Below are 14,106 nucleotides of genomic sequence, written 5' to 3'. Positions count from 1 at the left end.
TTGAATTTGTCTGCATGGCTTAGCGCTAACGCCGAAATTTCCGGTTTCGAACCGGGTGTCTTTCGGCTAGGGCTAAGCCGTTAAGCAGCCAGCAAGGCTAACGACAACTGACAAAGGTGGCTCGCCCGTTGCTCGATATTACACATGTCCGCTCGGTTCTTTCGGACGTCTATGACCTCGCCCCATCGGCCACGCTGGCCAATGAGATGAATGACACGTTTGCCCGTATGGACCGCGTGGTCAGCCCACCGGACTGGGCAATCTATGCGCCCTATGTGCGTGCCATCAATGCGCTTAAGAAAGAGCGTAACGCTGTGATCCTTGGGCACAATTACATGACGCCCGAGATTTTCCATGGTGTGTCTGATTTCGTCGGCGACAGTTTGCAATTGGCGATCAAAGCCAGCGAGGTGGAAGAGGATGTGATCGTTCAGGCCGGTGTGCATTTTATGGCCGAGACGTCGAAAATCCTGAGCCCTCAGAAAACCGTTCTTATGCCTGATATGGAGGCTGGCTGTTCGCTGGCAGAATCGATTACTGCAGACGGAATCGAAGAGATGCGCGCCAAATATCCCGGTGCACCGGTTGTGTCTTATGTGAACACCACAGCCGAGGTCAAAGCGGGTTCCGACATTTGCTGCACATCATCCAACGCGTTGCAGATCGTGAACGCGATGGAAAGCGACACGGTTATTATGACGCCGGATCAATATTTGGCGCAGAATGTCGCAAATCAAAGCCACAAGAACGTGGTTTATTGGCCTGGGTCCTGCATCGTGCATGAACAATATACAGCTCAGGACCTGCGCGATTTCCGCGAATGGAATCCAGGCACACGGCTGATCGCTCATCCCGAATGCCCGCCAGATGTGGTGGCCGAAGCGGACTATTCGGGTTCGACCAGCGGTATTATCAAATACGTGCATGACGAGAAGCCCGAAAAGGCGATGCTGATCACCGAATGCTCGATGGCGTCGAATATTGCCGACGAGCTGCCCGAGGTCGATTTTGTGGGCCCCTGCAACATGTGCCCGTACATGAAGAAGATCACGCTGGAAAAAATCCTCTACGCCCTGCACACGATGGAAGGTCAGGTCGAAGTTGCAGAAGACGTGGCGGAAAAGGCACGCAAATCCGTTCAGGCCATGATTGATCTGTCCCGCAAGCTGGGCATCTGAATTGAAATGACTGACGCCACCACGGATCGGGTCATTATTGTCGGGGCCGGTATCGGTGCGCTTTATGCGGCGTTGAAGCTGGCACCGCGCCCGGTGGTGGTGATCTCGCCAGATCCGTTGGGGCAGGGGGCAAGCTCAGCCTGGGCGCAAGGGGGTGTCGCGGCGGCAATGGATTTGGCGGACAGCCCGGAGAGTCACGCTGTCGATACCGTGAATGCCGGCGCAGGCACCGTCGAGCCTGATGTGGCCGACTTGGTCACTCGCGAAGCACGAGAATACATCCTTGACTTGACCGAGATTGGCACGCCCTTCGACCGCACTGAAGATGGCGGTTACGTTCTTTCGCGAGAAGCCGCGCATAGTTACGCCCGTGTTGTGCGCGTGAAAGGCGATCAGGCGGGCAGTGAAATCATGGCTGCCCTGATCGAGCGTGTGCGCGAGACTTCTTCGGTTCAGATATTGGAAGGCGTCCTTGCGGTGGCTTTGGACGTGGACGAGGGCAAAGTCTCGGGGGTGGTGCTACAGGAGGCAAGACAGACTGGCTCTGCACCCATTACTTTACGTGGACCTGCGGTGCTGCTGGCGGGTGGCGGCTCGGGCGGGCTTTATGCACTGACCACAAACCCGGCACGCATTCGGGGGCAGGTTATTGGCATGGCCGCACGCGCCGGGGCGCTTATTGCTGATGCCGAGTTTGTTCAGTTTCACCCTACAGCTATGGATGTGGGTGAAGATCCTGCGCCTTTGGCCACCGAAGCGCTGCGTGGGGAAGGCGCGATCCTGATCAACAAGCGGGGCAGCCGGTTCATGCAGGCCGTTCACCCGGACGCTGAACTGGCCCCGCGCGACGTCGTGGCGCGTGCGATCTTTGCCGAAGTGCAGGCAGGCAATCGACCTATGCTGGACACACGCGACGCCTTGGGTGCGCGAATTCATAAGCTGTTTCCCGCAGTGGCAGCCTCCTGCGCGCGCAACGGTATTGACCCAGCAAGCGACCCGATCCCGGTCGCCCCGGCGGCCCATTATCATATGGGCGGCATTGCCACGGATACAGATGGTCGGGCCAGCCTGGACAGGTTGTGGGTCTGTGGTGAGGCGTCTTCGACGGGTCTGCACGGGGCCAACCGTCTGGCATCAAACGGGTTGCTCGAAGCGCTGGTCTTTGCCCGCATATGTGCCGAGAGCATAGCAAAGTCGCTGCCAAACGGTGCAAATACCGACCCGATATACTTGCAGTTCGCTCCCTGCGAGGCACCCGATACGGCGCAAGCAGTCCAAGAGTTGCGCGATACCATGACCCGTGATGTCGGTGTCGTCCGGGAACGTTCAGGACTGACCCGCGCATTGAAAACCATAGCCGAGTTAGAGGCGCGCCATGGTGATTGTCCCTCGTTCAGGAACATGTGCGCGACGGCGACGCTGATTGCGGCCTCTGCTTTGCAGCGCGAAGAAAGTCGCGGTGCGCATGAACGCTCTGACTTCCCTGACACCGGTGGCCAACCCGGTGAACGGTCCAAAATGTACCTCTCTGAGGCCCTGCGCATTCGGGCCGAAGCTTGCAAGGAACTGACATGACATTTGCAACCCTGCCAGATCTGATCCTTGAACCTGTGATCCGCGCTGCGCTGATGGAGGATTTGGGAAGCTACGGCGACGTGACCACCCGAACCGTGATCCCGCAGGAGACCACATATACGGCCCGGCTGAACGCACGCGAAGATGCTGTCGTGTCGGGTATGCAGGTCGCCGAAATCGCGTTCCGCCTTGTGGACCCCGCGCTTGAGGTTGAAGTGCTGGTCAAAGACGGCGCGCCCTGTCGTCGTGGTGACACGCTGATGACCATTAAGGGATCTGCTGCCTCAATCCTGTCGGGTGAGCGGGTCGCCCTGAACTTTGCCGGTCGTCTGACCGGCATTGCCACCAAGACCGCCGCATTTGTGGGGCAGACCAAGGGCACCAACGCTCGTATTACCTGCACGCGCAAGACCACGCCTGGCCTGCGTATCGTTGAAAAGCAGGCCGTGTTGCATGGAGGCGGTTACAATCACCGCTATTCCCTGTCCGACGCGATCCTGATCAAGGACAATCATATCGCTGCAGCGGGCGGTATTCGTCAGGTATTGGAAGCCGCCAAGGCCCAGGCCAGCCACATGATGGCGGTTGAAATCGAAGTTGACCGTCTGGATCAGTTGGCCGAGGTCCTGAAAGTTGGCGGAGCCTCGGTCGTGTTGCTGGACAATATGGACGACGACGTGCTGCGCGAAGCTGTTGCCATGGTGGATGGTCAGATGAAAACCGAAGCCAGCGGGAACGTAACCCTTGATCGCGTGGCGTCCATCGCAGCAACCGGCGTGGACTATATCTCGTCCGGTGCCTTGACGCATTCCGCGCGTACTGTGGATCTGGGGCTGGATTTCTGAAGGCGCGGCATTTCCGCTTGATTTGGGTTCATTTGCGCCAACATGGTTGCGCAATTCAGTTTTATCGATAATAAATCTGCGGCAACGCAAGCTGCAGGAAGTTTTATAGATAAAATGATCATCCCTCATTCCGGCTGGACCCGAAAGTCTGCGCAAGCTGTTCATGATCTTCCCTTGATGGATCTTCTGTTCCGGGCACAAACCGTGCACCGTGAGAACTTTGATCCCAACAAGGTCCAGACCTCGAAGCTGCTGTCGATCAAGACCGGTGGGTGTGCCGAGGACTGCGCTTATTGCTCGCAATCGGCCCGCAACGGATCGACCCTGCCAGCGTCAAAACTGATTGAAGTTCAGCGTGTTCTGGCCGAGGCCAAGAAAGCCAAGGATGGCGGCGCAACCCGGTTCTGTATGGGTGCTGCCTGGCGCGAACCCAAACAACGTGACATGCCTGCTCTGGTTGCCATGGTTGAAGGCGTCAAGGCGATGGGTATGGAAACCTGCATGACGTTGGGCATGCTGGATGACACTCAGGTGGTTCAGCTGCGCGACGCCGGGTTGGACTATTACAACCACAACATCGACACCTCCGAACGTTATTACTCCGAAGTGATCACCACCCGAACATTCTCGGATCGGATCGACACGATGAACCGGGTGCAGGAAGCCGGTATCAAGGTCTGCTCGGGCGGTATTCTGGGTATGGGCGAACATACCGGCGATCGTATCGACATGCTTCTGACACTTGCCAACATGACCCCTCCGCCGGATTCGGTGCCAATCAACATGCTGATGCCGCAGGCGGATACACCATTGGCCGATGCAGAGCCGATTGATCCTATCGACTTTGTGCGGATCATCGCAACCGCACGTATCCTGATGCCGAAATCCTATGTTCGCCTGTCCGCCGGGCGCAGTGACATGAGCGATGAGATGCAGGCGATGTGCTTCTTCGCCGGTGCGAACTCGATCTTTGTGGGCGAAACGCTCCTGACTGCGGAAAACCCCGAGGAAGACACCGACTCGGTCCTGTTCGCGAAACTTGGCATTCAGGCCGAAACGGCGGAAGAGCATAAACGCACGGAAGCTGCCGAATGAAAGCAGTCGATCGGCTGGAATCCATGCTTGATGCGCTTGAAGCCCGGCACCGCCGCCGGGATTTGATCCCTGCGCGCGGGTTGGATTTTGCGTCGAACGACTATCTGGGGCTGGCCGGATCAAATCTGTTGAAAGATGCCGCACAGGCCGCCTTGGCGCGCGGGGTGCCGGTTGGTTCAGGCGGCTCGCGCTTGCTGCGGGGTAATCACCCTGAACACGAGGCGCTGGAACAGGAAGCCGCCGCGTTCTTTGGATCTGAAGCCGCGCTTTTCATGGGTGGAGGGTTTCAGGCCAATCAGGCGATCTTTTCCGCCCTGCCGGCGGCTGGAGATCTGGTGCTTTATGACGCTTTGGTTCATGCCAGTGCCCATGAAGGGATGCGTGCCAGCCGCGCGGATCTGCGTGCCTTCCGCCACAATGATGTAGAAGATGCGCGCAAGGCTTTAACCGAATGGCGGGCAACGGGTGGTGCGGGCCACATCTGGATTGCTGTGGAAAGCGTTTATTCCATGGAAGGCGACCTTGCCCCGCTGGAGGACCTGGCTTCCTTGGCGCGCGACACTGACGCTGTTCTGATCGTGGATGAAGCGCACGCCACTGGCGTTTTTGGCCTGAATGGCAAAGGTCTGGCCCATGATCTGAGCGCAGACCTCTTAACCCTGCACACTTGCGGTAAGGGTCTGGGTGTTGCGGGCGGGGTGATCTGTGGCCCGCGTGTGATGATTGATACGCTGATCAATCGCGCGCGACCCTTTATCTTTGCAACCGCGCCTTCGCCTTTGAACGCTGCTTTGGTGCGGGCCACTCTGCAAGAGTTGGCTGCCAATGATCGTTTGGTTGCTGCTGCACGCGAACGCGTCGGCCATGCCCATCACGTGGCCCGGCAAACAGGACTGCCGGATTCGGCCCTGACCAGCCAGATCGTCCCGGTTATTTTGGGGGACGAGGCCAGAACGATGGCGACAGCCTCTGCCTTGCAGCAACAGGGCTTTGACATCCGAGGCATCCGTCCCCCCACCGTTCCCAAGGGAACGTCCAGACTGCGTGTGTCGATCACCGGAAATGTAACCCACGAGGACATCTCGGCACTGTTTGCAACCATCGCCAGCTATCAATCGGAGGCCGCATGAGCGCGCTGATCGTTGCCGGAACCGACACAGGCGTCGGGAAAACCGTTTTTTCCGCTGGTCTGGCGGCGGCTCTGAATGCCCGGTATTGGAAACCCGTTCAGTCGGGCCTGGAAGATGCGACGGACACAGAAACCGTTCTAAAATTGTCGGGCGCCGAAGTGCTGCCCGAGGCGTATCGCCTGAACTTGCCTGCATCACCCCATCTGTCTGCCGAAGACATGGGCGTCGAAATTGATCTCTCACGCCTTGCTGTGCCGCAGGTTGACGGGCCGCTGGTCGTTGAGGGGGCAGGGGGCCTGATGGTGCCGCTGAATCGTAAAAGCTATTACCTGGACCTGATCGCGCAATGGCGGGCTCCGGTGGTTTTGGTCGCACGCACGGCGCTGGGAACGATTAACCACACCACATTGTCCTTAATGGCCCTGCGTGGCAGGGGATGTGAGGTCGTGGGTGTTGCCTTTGTCGGTGAGGCTGAGCCGGATGTTGAACAAACTATCGTTGAGATGAGTAATGTTCGTCACCTTGGGCGGCTTCCGATGCTCGGCGATTTGACACAGCAAAGCCTGGCAGATGCCTTTTCAGCGATAGACGTTGCCACCATTCGGAGGTTCCTGTGACCCCGCTCGAGTTTGACGCCCGACACCTGTGGCACCCTTACACCAACGTGGCCAACCCCGGCGCGATGCACCTGATCGACCGGGCCGAGGGCGTTTATCTGTACCGGGAAGACGGCGTGAAGATGATCGACGCCATGTCCTCGTGGTGGTGTGCAATCCACGGCCACAAACACCCTGCGATCACATCTGCGATGCAGAAACAGCTGGAGAAGATGCCCCATGTGATGTTTGGGGGGCTGACACACCAACCGGCCGTAGATCTGGGGCGCAGGATGGTCGACATGCTGCCCGAGGGACTGGACCGCATTTTCTACTGTGACAGTGGCTCGGTCTCGGTCGAAGTGTCGATGAAGATGGCGGTGCAATACCAAATGGCCCATGGCCGCACCGGTAAATTCGAGTTCGCCACCATTCGGGGCGGCTATCATGGCGATACCTGGAAGGCTATGAGCGTCTGCGACCCGGTCACCGGTATGCACGGGTTGTTCCGCGGGGCTTTGTCGATCCAGCACTTCCTGCCGCGCCCCCACGTGCGGTTGGGTGACGAATGGCCCGCAGATTCGGTACAGAACGGGCTGGAGCCGCTGGAGCGCTTGCTTGCCGAGAAAGGCGACCAATTGGCGGCCCTGATCCTTGAGCCTGTGGTTCAAGGCACAGGTGGCATGTATTTCTATCACCCTCAATGGCTGCGCGCGGCCCGCGCTTTGTGCGACGCCCACGACGTGCTGATTATCTTCGATGAGATTGCAACGGGCTTTGGCCGCACCGGCAAGTTGTTCGCCATCGATCACGCTAACGTCAAACCCGATATTCTGTGCTTGGGCAAAGCGCTGACCGGTGGACATATCTCGTTCGCGGCAACGGTTACCAGCGAGCAGGTGGCTTATGGCATCGGCAACAGCGAAGCGGGCGTGTTCATGCACGGCCCGACTTACATGGCCAATCCGCTGGCTTGCGTTGCGGGATCGGCCAGCCTCGGTCTACTGGCCGAGGGAAATTGGGAACGCCAGGTGTCTGATATCGAGGCCCAGATGCGCACCGAACTGGAGCCAGCCCGCGGTTTGCCTGGCGTAGCGGATGTCAGAGTCCTTGGTGCCATCGGCGTCATCGAAATGAAGGATACGGTTGATCCTTCTGTCGCCCACCAGCTGGCGCCAAAGACCGGAGTGTGGCTGCGCCCCTTCGCGCGCAACATCTATTGTATGCCCCCTTACGTCATCTCTCCTGATGAGCTCAGCCAGGTCACGAGCGCAATGGTCGGGCTGGCCGGGGGGCAGGGATGAAGCACAGGTGGCTGGAGCAATCAGACGACGGCGCTCTGATCCTTGTGTTCGGGGGTTGGGCGCTTGGTGCTGCACCGTTCCAGGGTCTGACCGGTGACGCGTCTGTTTTACTGATTGATGACTATACCCGGCTTGATGATCCCTTGCCTGATTTGACAGGTTTTGACCGTGTCGACATGCTCGCGTTTTCCTTTGGCGTCGCATCCGCTGCGCATTGGTTGGCCAACACTTCGTTTCGTCCCGACCGGCTGGTTGCGGTCAGCGGCACGTTGCACCCGTCTTGTCCTGACCGCGGAATAGCGCCCGACATGATCCGGGCTACAGCAGATCAGCTTACGACCTCCAGCTTTGCCAAATTTTGCCGCCGCGCTGGCTTGCGCGGCGACGCTCCGGAACTGGACATTACCGCCGCACAAAAAGAGCTGCATTCGGTGATTCAACGCGGACCGGCATCGGACCCTGGGTTTGATCTGATGTGGATACCCGAGCGTGACCGCGTCATTCCGACGAAGGCGCAAGAGGCGGCCTGGGCTCATTCTTCCAGCGAAGTCAGATCCATCGCCGGGCTCCATGTGCCTTTCCAAGCGGGTCAGACCTGGGCGGAGTGGCTATCATGATCGTGCAATTGGCGGATAAGGTGCAACGAAGTTTCAGCAGAAGCTTCGAAACCTATCACGACACAGCCAGTCAACAGGCTTGGGTCGCGGAAAAATTGGTTTCCGAACTCTGCCGTGTCGGTGCTCCGGCTCAGTTTCACACAACGTTTGAAATGGGATGTGGTACCGGGCACCTGACCAGAATGCTGCGGCAAAACTTCGATCTTCCCGATTTCATCGTGAACGACATCGCGCCACAAGCCCAAGTGACGGCAGAGGCCGAAGCAGCAGCATTCATCTCAGGCGACGTGCGCTCGGTGCAATGGCCCGATCAGATTGATCTGGTCGCCTCGGCCTCGATGATCCAGTGGATGGAAGACCCGGCCGGATTGTTGCAGCAGGCAGTCGATGCCTTGGCCCCCGGTGGTTGGTTGGCCATTTCAGGATTTGGACCGCAGCAATATCAAGAGTTGTCCCGCATCGGATCAACTGCACACGCACCCGGACTTTGCGAAGCCCGTTCATTAGTCGCAGCTGTCGAAGGGTCGATGCAGGTTCTGGCCGCTGGAGAATGCATCCGGCCATCTTTCTTCAAAACACCAAGGGACGTTTTAAAATATCTGCGCAGAACCGGGGTGAATGGGCGTGCAAAAGGGACATGGACCAAGTCCACTCTGGCCCGGTTTGAAGAAGACTATGTGCGAAATTTTGGAACGGCCAACGGGGTGTCTTTGACATATCACCCGATTTGGATTGTCGCTCAAAAACGATAAGCGCTTATTCGGCGACAACAAGATCAATTTCGTTTGCAGACAACATCTGGCGGATATCCTCTGACGGACGGGTGTCCGTAAAGAACAGATTGATCTGTCTGGCAGAGTCTAAAGTGACCGGCGCGCGCTTACCCAGCTTTTCTCCGTCAGCTACCACGATGCGAACCTGGGCATTCTGGGCGGCGATACGCGCCAGGTTGGCCTCCTGCAGGTCATGCAGCATAAAGCCGGATTCGGCATTGACCGCCCCAACCGACAGAACAGCAAACCGGACGTTCAGACGTTTGATAAGGTCTTGTGCCTCAACACCAAACGCGCCGCCGTCATGGGGGCGCAGTTCACCGCCTGCCATAAACACCCGGTTATTGTTCCGGGACGCCAGAGTCTGGGCAACAAAAACCGAATTCGTCACCACAAACAGGTTGTTATGGTCACACAGAGCCTGCGCCACATAAGCTGTAGTCGAGCCAATATCCAGAAAGACCGAATCTCCGTCGCTGATGACTTCGGCCACTGCTTTGGCCAGCTTTTCTTTTGCATCAACCTTCTTGTCTAGCCGACTTTCCAGCGACGGCTCCAGGATGTCCTCCAACAGATGGACGCCACCATGAACCTTACGCACGATGCCGCGTTCCTCGAGATTGCGCACATTGCGCCGAATGGTTTCCAGCGTAACGCCCAACTCATTCGCCAGGATGCTTACGCGACAGGATCCGCCTGTGCGAAACAGCGCGCGCAGAATCTCTTCTTCTCGTTGGTTGGTTGTTTTAAGGTTCATGTTTTTCGCTCTGATAGTCTCGTCATACGAGTAGTTCAAGGATACCGCAACACCCACAGAAAGCAACATTACGCCAAAACATAGTAGAATATTTGAGCTCAGAATTAAAAATATGTGGCTTTACTTGGTTTTTATTGACACAAAACCCCACAGTGTGTTGGTCTGTCTTCAATGCCACCGATTCATCAAAAAATTCACGACAGGGAGATGGTGTTATGAAATGCAAACTGGGACTTTCGGTACTTGCCGTTGCGGCTGCTACGTCAGCCTGGGCGGAGGAATCCACTGATCCGATCAAGCTTACGCTGCACGACTGGTCCGGTCAGCTGATCAATACCAAGATCATGGGTTCGATCCTTGAAGAAGCGGGCTACAACGTCGAATACGTTCAGGCTGACTACATTGCCCAATTCGCTGGCCTGAAAACGGGCGACCTGCATCTGGCGATGGAAATCTGGGAAACAACCGGCCGCGAGGCATTGGACGAAGCGACGGCTTCGGGCAATGTTGTGAATGTCGGGGAAACCGGTCTGATGGCCATCGAAGAGTGGTGGTATCCCAGCTACATGAAAGAGCGTTGCCCGGGGCTGCCGAATTGGGAAGCTCTGCGCGATTGCGCGGAAGAATTCTCGACCGCTGAAACCGCACCAAGCGGCCGCTATGTCGGTGGGCCCGTGACCTGGGGCGGCTTCGACGAAGAGCGTGTCGAAGCTCTGGAGCTGGATTTCGAGGTGGTACATGCGGGTACCGATGCAGCTTTGTTTGCCGAGCTTGAATCTGCCTATCAACGGCAAGATCCGATCGTTCTGTGGGTTTACGTACCCCATTGGGCGCCGGCCAAGTATGAGGGTGAATTCGTAGAATTCCCGCCATTTTCAGCCGAATGCTATAGCGACCCTTCGGTTGGTGTGAATCCCAACATGGCTTATGACTGCGGCAAGCCGCGTGGGCCAATCTGGAAGGCTGCCTGGTCCGGCTTGCAGGAGAAATGGCCCGGTGCTTATGACATCATCGAGGCGTACAACATCAACAATGACGAAATGAGTGCGATGGTCGGCAAGGCCGATCTGGACGGCGTGGAAATTGACAGTGTTGTTTCAGAGTGGATGGAGACCAACAAAGACCGCTGGTCGGGTTGGATCTCAAAATAATCCACTGGCCAGAGCGGCCCTTTCGCTCTCTCGGACCGCTCTGGCCTTTTTTGCAAACTTACCGGACCACACCGATGCCCCCCAAGACGAAACTGTCCTGCCGCAACGTTTGGAAACTATACGGGCCAAACGCTGAAGCGCTGTTGAAGCAAAACCCCAACCCGTCAGCGGATGACATCCGTGATGCAGGTTTGATTGGGGCCGTGCGCAACGCCAATATCGACATCGCGGAAGGCGAGATCTTTATCATTATGGGGCTGTCCGGGTCGGGGAAATCGACTTTGGTTCGTTGCCTGTCGCGCTTGATTGAACCCACTGGTGGTGAGGTCATTTTTGACGACGCTGATCTGTTACGTGCAAACGACAAAGAACTGATTGAAATTCGACGCCACAAGATGGGCATGGTGTTCCAGCATTTTGCATTGCTGCCACATCTGACCGTCTTGCAGAATGTGATGTTCCCTCTGACCATTCAGGCCACACCAAAAGCCGAGGCCGAAACGAAGGCTCGCGAAGTGGTGGAACTGGTTGGTCTGAAAGGGCGCGAGGATTACTATCCGCGTGAGCTGTCCGGCGGCCAGCAACAGCGTGTGGGTATCGCCCGTTCGCTGGTGACCGAACCCGATCTGTGGTTTCTGGATGAGCCGTTTTCGGCCCTCGACCCCCTGATCCGGCGCGAGATGCAGGACGAGTTTCTGCGGCTTCAGGAACGCCTGCACAAGACCATCGTCTTCATCACGCACGACTTTGAAGAGGCTGTCCGCCTGGCAGACCGCATCGCCATCATGAAAGATGGCGAAGTGATTCAGATCGCCACTCCGGAAGAGCTGGTGATGCACCCTGCCACGGAATATGTGGCTGAGTTCACGAGACATATCCCGCGTTCGAAGGTTCTGACCGTCGGCGGCGTCATGACCCCCGGCGCCGCAGGTGAAGGAGAGCCAATTGCGCAATCTGCCCGCGTTTCTGACGTGGCCGAACGCATCATCGCCGCCGATGCGCCGATCCCTGTTGTGGATGCAGAGGGGCAACCCGTGGGAGCGATTGATCGCAAAGCTGTTGCGCATGTACTATTCGGCGACGGAGATGCGGCATGATCCGGTTGAACCGGGCGCAGGCCATTGCTCTGGCCCTTGTTCTGATCACAATCGTGCTTGGGTACTATGGCCGCGATCTGGGCAAAGCGCTGGATGCGCGTTGGCTGACCAAGTTCCCCTCGGCCTGGGTGATCCCGTTCAAGACCTATATTTCCTCGGCGATGACGTGGCTGATCGAGGACGCTGCCATCGGGCCCGTCTCGTTCACCGATGTCACCCGCGCCATCGCGTGGATGATTGAACAACCTTATAATCTGGTGCTTGCCTTATTGGCGGACGGGTTTGTCAGCGGTCAGGGCAATGACGCGCAGGTCATCCTGCCTGCGATCAGCTGGATCGTTGTGATTACCGCTGTCATCGCTTTGGGGCAATACTGTCGTGACTGGGCACTTGCCGCATTGGTCGGGGCCTGTTTCATCTATCTCGCTGTCTTCGGGCAATGGGAAAGCGCGATGGTGACGCTGGCCTCGGTCCTGATCGCGGTGCCGATTGGAGCGGGCGGAGGGCTGCTGTTAGGCATCCTCGCCTATCGCCATCCGCTGTTCGAAAAGATCATCTCGCCCATTCTGGACCTGATGCAGACGATTCCGATCTTTGCCTATCTGGTGCCGATCCTGTTCATGTTTGGCTTTGGTCCGATCTCGGCTTTGGTTGCCACGATTATCTACGCCACGCCGCCAATGGTGCGGATCACCACGCTGGCGCTCAAGGGCGTGGACCCCGAGATCCTCGATTTTGGTCGCATGGCCGGCACAACCCAGCGGCAGTTGATGTGGAGGGTGCTGGTGCCCTCGGCCAGCCACAGCCTGATGGTGGGCGTCAATCAGGTGATCATGCTGACGCTGAACATGGTAATCATCGCCTCGATGATCGGGGCCGGAGGGCTGGGGTTTGACGTCCTCGCTGCACTGCGCCGTCTGGACATTGGCGCGGGGTTCGAGGCCGGGATTGCCATTGTAGTATTGGCCATCGCTGTCGATCGTCTCAGCCAGGCTTTTGCCGAACGCATGGGGCAGGTGCATCACGAACAACCGGGCTCGTGGGTTGCGCGCCATCGCCGGACAGTTTTGGTGTTGATCCTGTTGGTTGTGACCTGGGTGCTGGGCCAGTTCTCGCCGCTGCTGTTGGAGTATCCCGACAGCCAGACAATCACCACGGGCGCGTTCTGGGACAACACCGTCGAGTATCTGAACGTCAACTATTTCGACGTGTTCGAGGCGATCAAAGTCTTCTTCCTCACGTGGTTCATGATCCCGATAAAGACGGTTTTGCTGGGCATCCCGTGGCCGTGGGCCATTGCAATGCTGATCCTGTTGGGCTGGCACGCGGGCGGCTGTCGTCTGGCAACGCTGTGCGGAGGAATGGCCTCATTAATCCTTGTGTCGGGCCTGTGGTCCAAAGCGATGGTGACGGTCTATCTGTGCGGAGCCTCGGTCATTCTGGCGACGCTGATCGGGGTGCCTCTGGGTGTGCTGGCGGCACTGAACAAACGCGCCGGAGCGGTGATCAACCTACTGATCGACACGCTGCAAACCCTGCCCAGCTTTGTTTACCTGATCCCCGTTGTGATGTTGTTCCGGGTAGGAGATTTCACTGCGCTGATCGCAATCGTCCTTTATGCGCTGGCCCCAGCCGTGCGCTATGCGGCACATGGTGTGCGCTCGGTCAGTGAGGAACTGATTGAGGCCGGTTTGGTTTCCGGCTGCACCCGTACGCAATTGTTGCGCCATATCCGCCTGCCCATGGCGCTGCCTGAGATTCTGCTGGGCATCAACCAAACCATCATGTTGGCCCTGTCGATGCTGGTCATCACTGCACTCGTCGGTACGCGCGATCTGGGGCAAGAGGTCTATATCGCCCTGACCAAGGCAGATACGGGCAGGGGTCTGGTCGCGGGTTTGGCCATCGCGTTCATTGCCATCATTGCCGACCGCCTGATCAATGCAGGTGCCCGTCAGGCCCGCATCCGCTTTGGACTGGAGAGTTAA

Annotated in this window: 13 protein-coding genes; 12 read left to right on the top strand and 1 reads right to left on the bottom strand. The window is 57.7% G+C overall.

The window, feature by feature from the left end:
• Positions 1-128 precede the first annotated feature (128 nt).
• The 9 genes from nadA (at position 129) to GS636_RS17705 (ending at position 9,092) form a co-directional block, all read left to right on the top strand.
• Positions 129-1,178 (top strand): quinolinate synthase NadA, encoded by a 1,050-nt coding sequence (gene nadA, locus GS636_RS17745; protein ID WP_171185413.1) that lies wholly within the window; start codon positions 129-131, stop codon positions 1,176-1,178.
• A gap of 6 nt (positions 1,179-1,184) precedes the next feature.
• Positions 1,185-2,753: an L-aspartate oxidase gene (locus tag GS636_RS17740; protein ID WP_171671227.1), complete on the top strand. Its 1,569-nt coding sequence runs from the start codon at positions 1,185-1,187 to the stop codon at positions 2,751-2,753.
• Positions 2,750-3,598 (top strand): carboxylating nicotinate-nucleotide diphosphorylase, encoded by an 849-nt coding sequence (gene nadC, locus GS636_RS17735; RefSeq protein ID WP_171671224.1) that lies wholly within the window; start codon positions 2,750-2,752, stop codon positions 3,596-3,598. Before GS636_RS17740 ends, nadC begins: the two co-directional genes overlap by 4 nt.
• 114 nt (positions 3,599-3,712) lie before the next feature.
• Entirely contained in the window at positions 3,713-4,693 is a 981-nt protein-coding gene (gene bioB, locus GS636_RS17730; protein ID WP_171671222.1) for a biotin synthase BioB, read from the top strand.
• The gene (locus GS636_RS17725) at positions 4,690-5,823 is read left to right on the top strand and encodes an 8-amino-7-oxononanoate synthase (protein ID WP_171671219.1); all 1,134 of its coding nucleotides are present in this window, start codon (positions 4,690-4,692) and stop codon (positions 5,821-5,823) included. Before bioB ends, GS636_RS17725 begins: the two co-directional genes overlap by 4 nt.
• Positions 5,820-6,440 carry a dethiobiotin synthase gene (bioD, locus tag GS636_RS17720; RefSeq protein WP_171671217.1) on the top strand — a complete coding sequence of 207 codons (621 nt, stop codon included), beginning with the start codon at positions 5,820-5,822 and terminating at the stop codon, positions 6,438-6,440. The genes GS636_RS17725 and bioD overlap by 4 nt, the downstream gene beginning before the upstream one ends.
• Positions 6,437-7,723: an adenosylmethionine--8-amino-7-oxononanoate transaminase gene (bioA, locus tag GS636_RS17715; RefSeq protein ID WP_171671214.1), complete on the top strand. Its 1,287-nt coding sequence runs from the start codon at positions 6,437-6,439 to the stop codon at positions 7,721-7,723. The genes bioD and bioA overlap by 4 nt, the downstream gene beginning before the upstream one ends.
• Positions 7,720-8,340, top strand: a complete 621-nt coding sequence (locus tag GS636_RS17710) for a DUF452 family protein (protein WP_171671212.1) — start codon at positions 7,720-7,722, stop codon at positions 8,338-8,340. Before bioA ends, GS636_RS17710 begins: the two co-directional genes overlap by 4 nt.
• Positions 8,337-9,092, top strand: coding sequence for a methyltransferase domain-containing protein (locus tag GS636_RS17705; RefSeq protein WP_171094842.1), 756 nt, complete (start codon positions 8,337-8,339; stop codon positions 9,090-9,092). Before GS636_RS17710 ends, GS636_RS17705 begins: the two co-directional genes overlap by 4 nt.
• Before the next feature lie 4 nt (positions 9,093-9,096).
• Here GS636_RS17705 and GS636_RS17700 read toward each other — a convergent pair whose 3' ends face one another.
• Positions 9,097-9,870: a DeoR/GlpR family DNA-binding transcription regulator gene (locus GS636_RS17700; protein ID WP_171094839.1), complete on the bottom strand. Its 774-nt coding sequence runs from the start codon at positions 9,868-9,870 to the stop codon at positions 9,097-9,099.
• 215 nt (positions 9,871-10,085) lie between these two features.
• On the opposite strand from GS636_RS17700, the gene GS636_RS17695 reads away from it, so the two are divergent.
• From GS636_RS17695 to GS636_RS17685, 3 genes are all read left to right on the top strand, one after another.
• The gene (locus GS636_RS17695; protein WP_171671209.1) at positions 10,086-11,021 is read left to right on the top strand and encodes an ABC transporter substrate-binding protein; all 936 of its coding nucleotides are present in this window, start codon (positions 10,086-10,088) and stop codon (positions 11,019-11,021) included.
• A gap of 74 nt (positions 11,022-11,095) precedes the next feature.
• Positions 11,096-12,118 (top strand): glycine betaine/L-proline ABC transporter ATP-binding protein, encoded by a 1,023-nt coding sequence (locus GS636_RS17690; RefSeq protein WP_171671207.1) that lies wholly within the window; start codon positions 11,096-11,098, stop codon positions 12,116-12,118.
• A complete protein-coding gene (locus GS636_RS17685; protein WP_171671204.1) occupies positions 12,115-14,106 on the top strand; it encodes a proline/glycine betaine ABC transporter permease in 1,992 nt (663 codons plus the stop codon). The genes GS636_RS17690 and GS636_RS17685 overlap by 4 nt, the downstream gene beginning before the upstream one ends.

This window comes from Ruegeria sp. HKCCD4884 (genome assembly GCF_013110855.1).
Classification (GTDB): domain Bacteria; phylum Pseudomonadota; class Alphaproteobacteria; order Rhodobacterales; family Rhodobacteraceae; genus Ruegeria.
The sequence above is the reverse complement of the archived record's forward strand: the minus strand, read 5'-3'. Positions and strand labels throughout refer to the sequence as shown.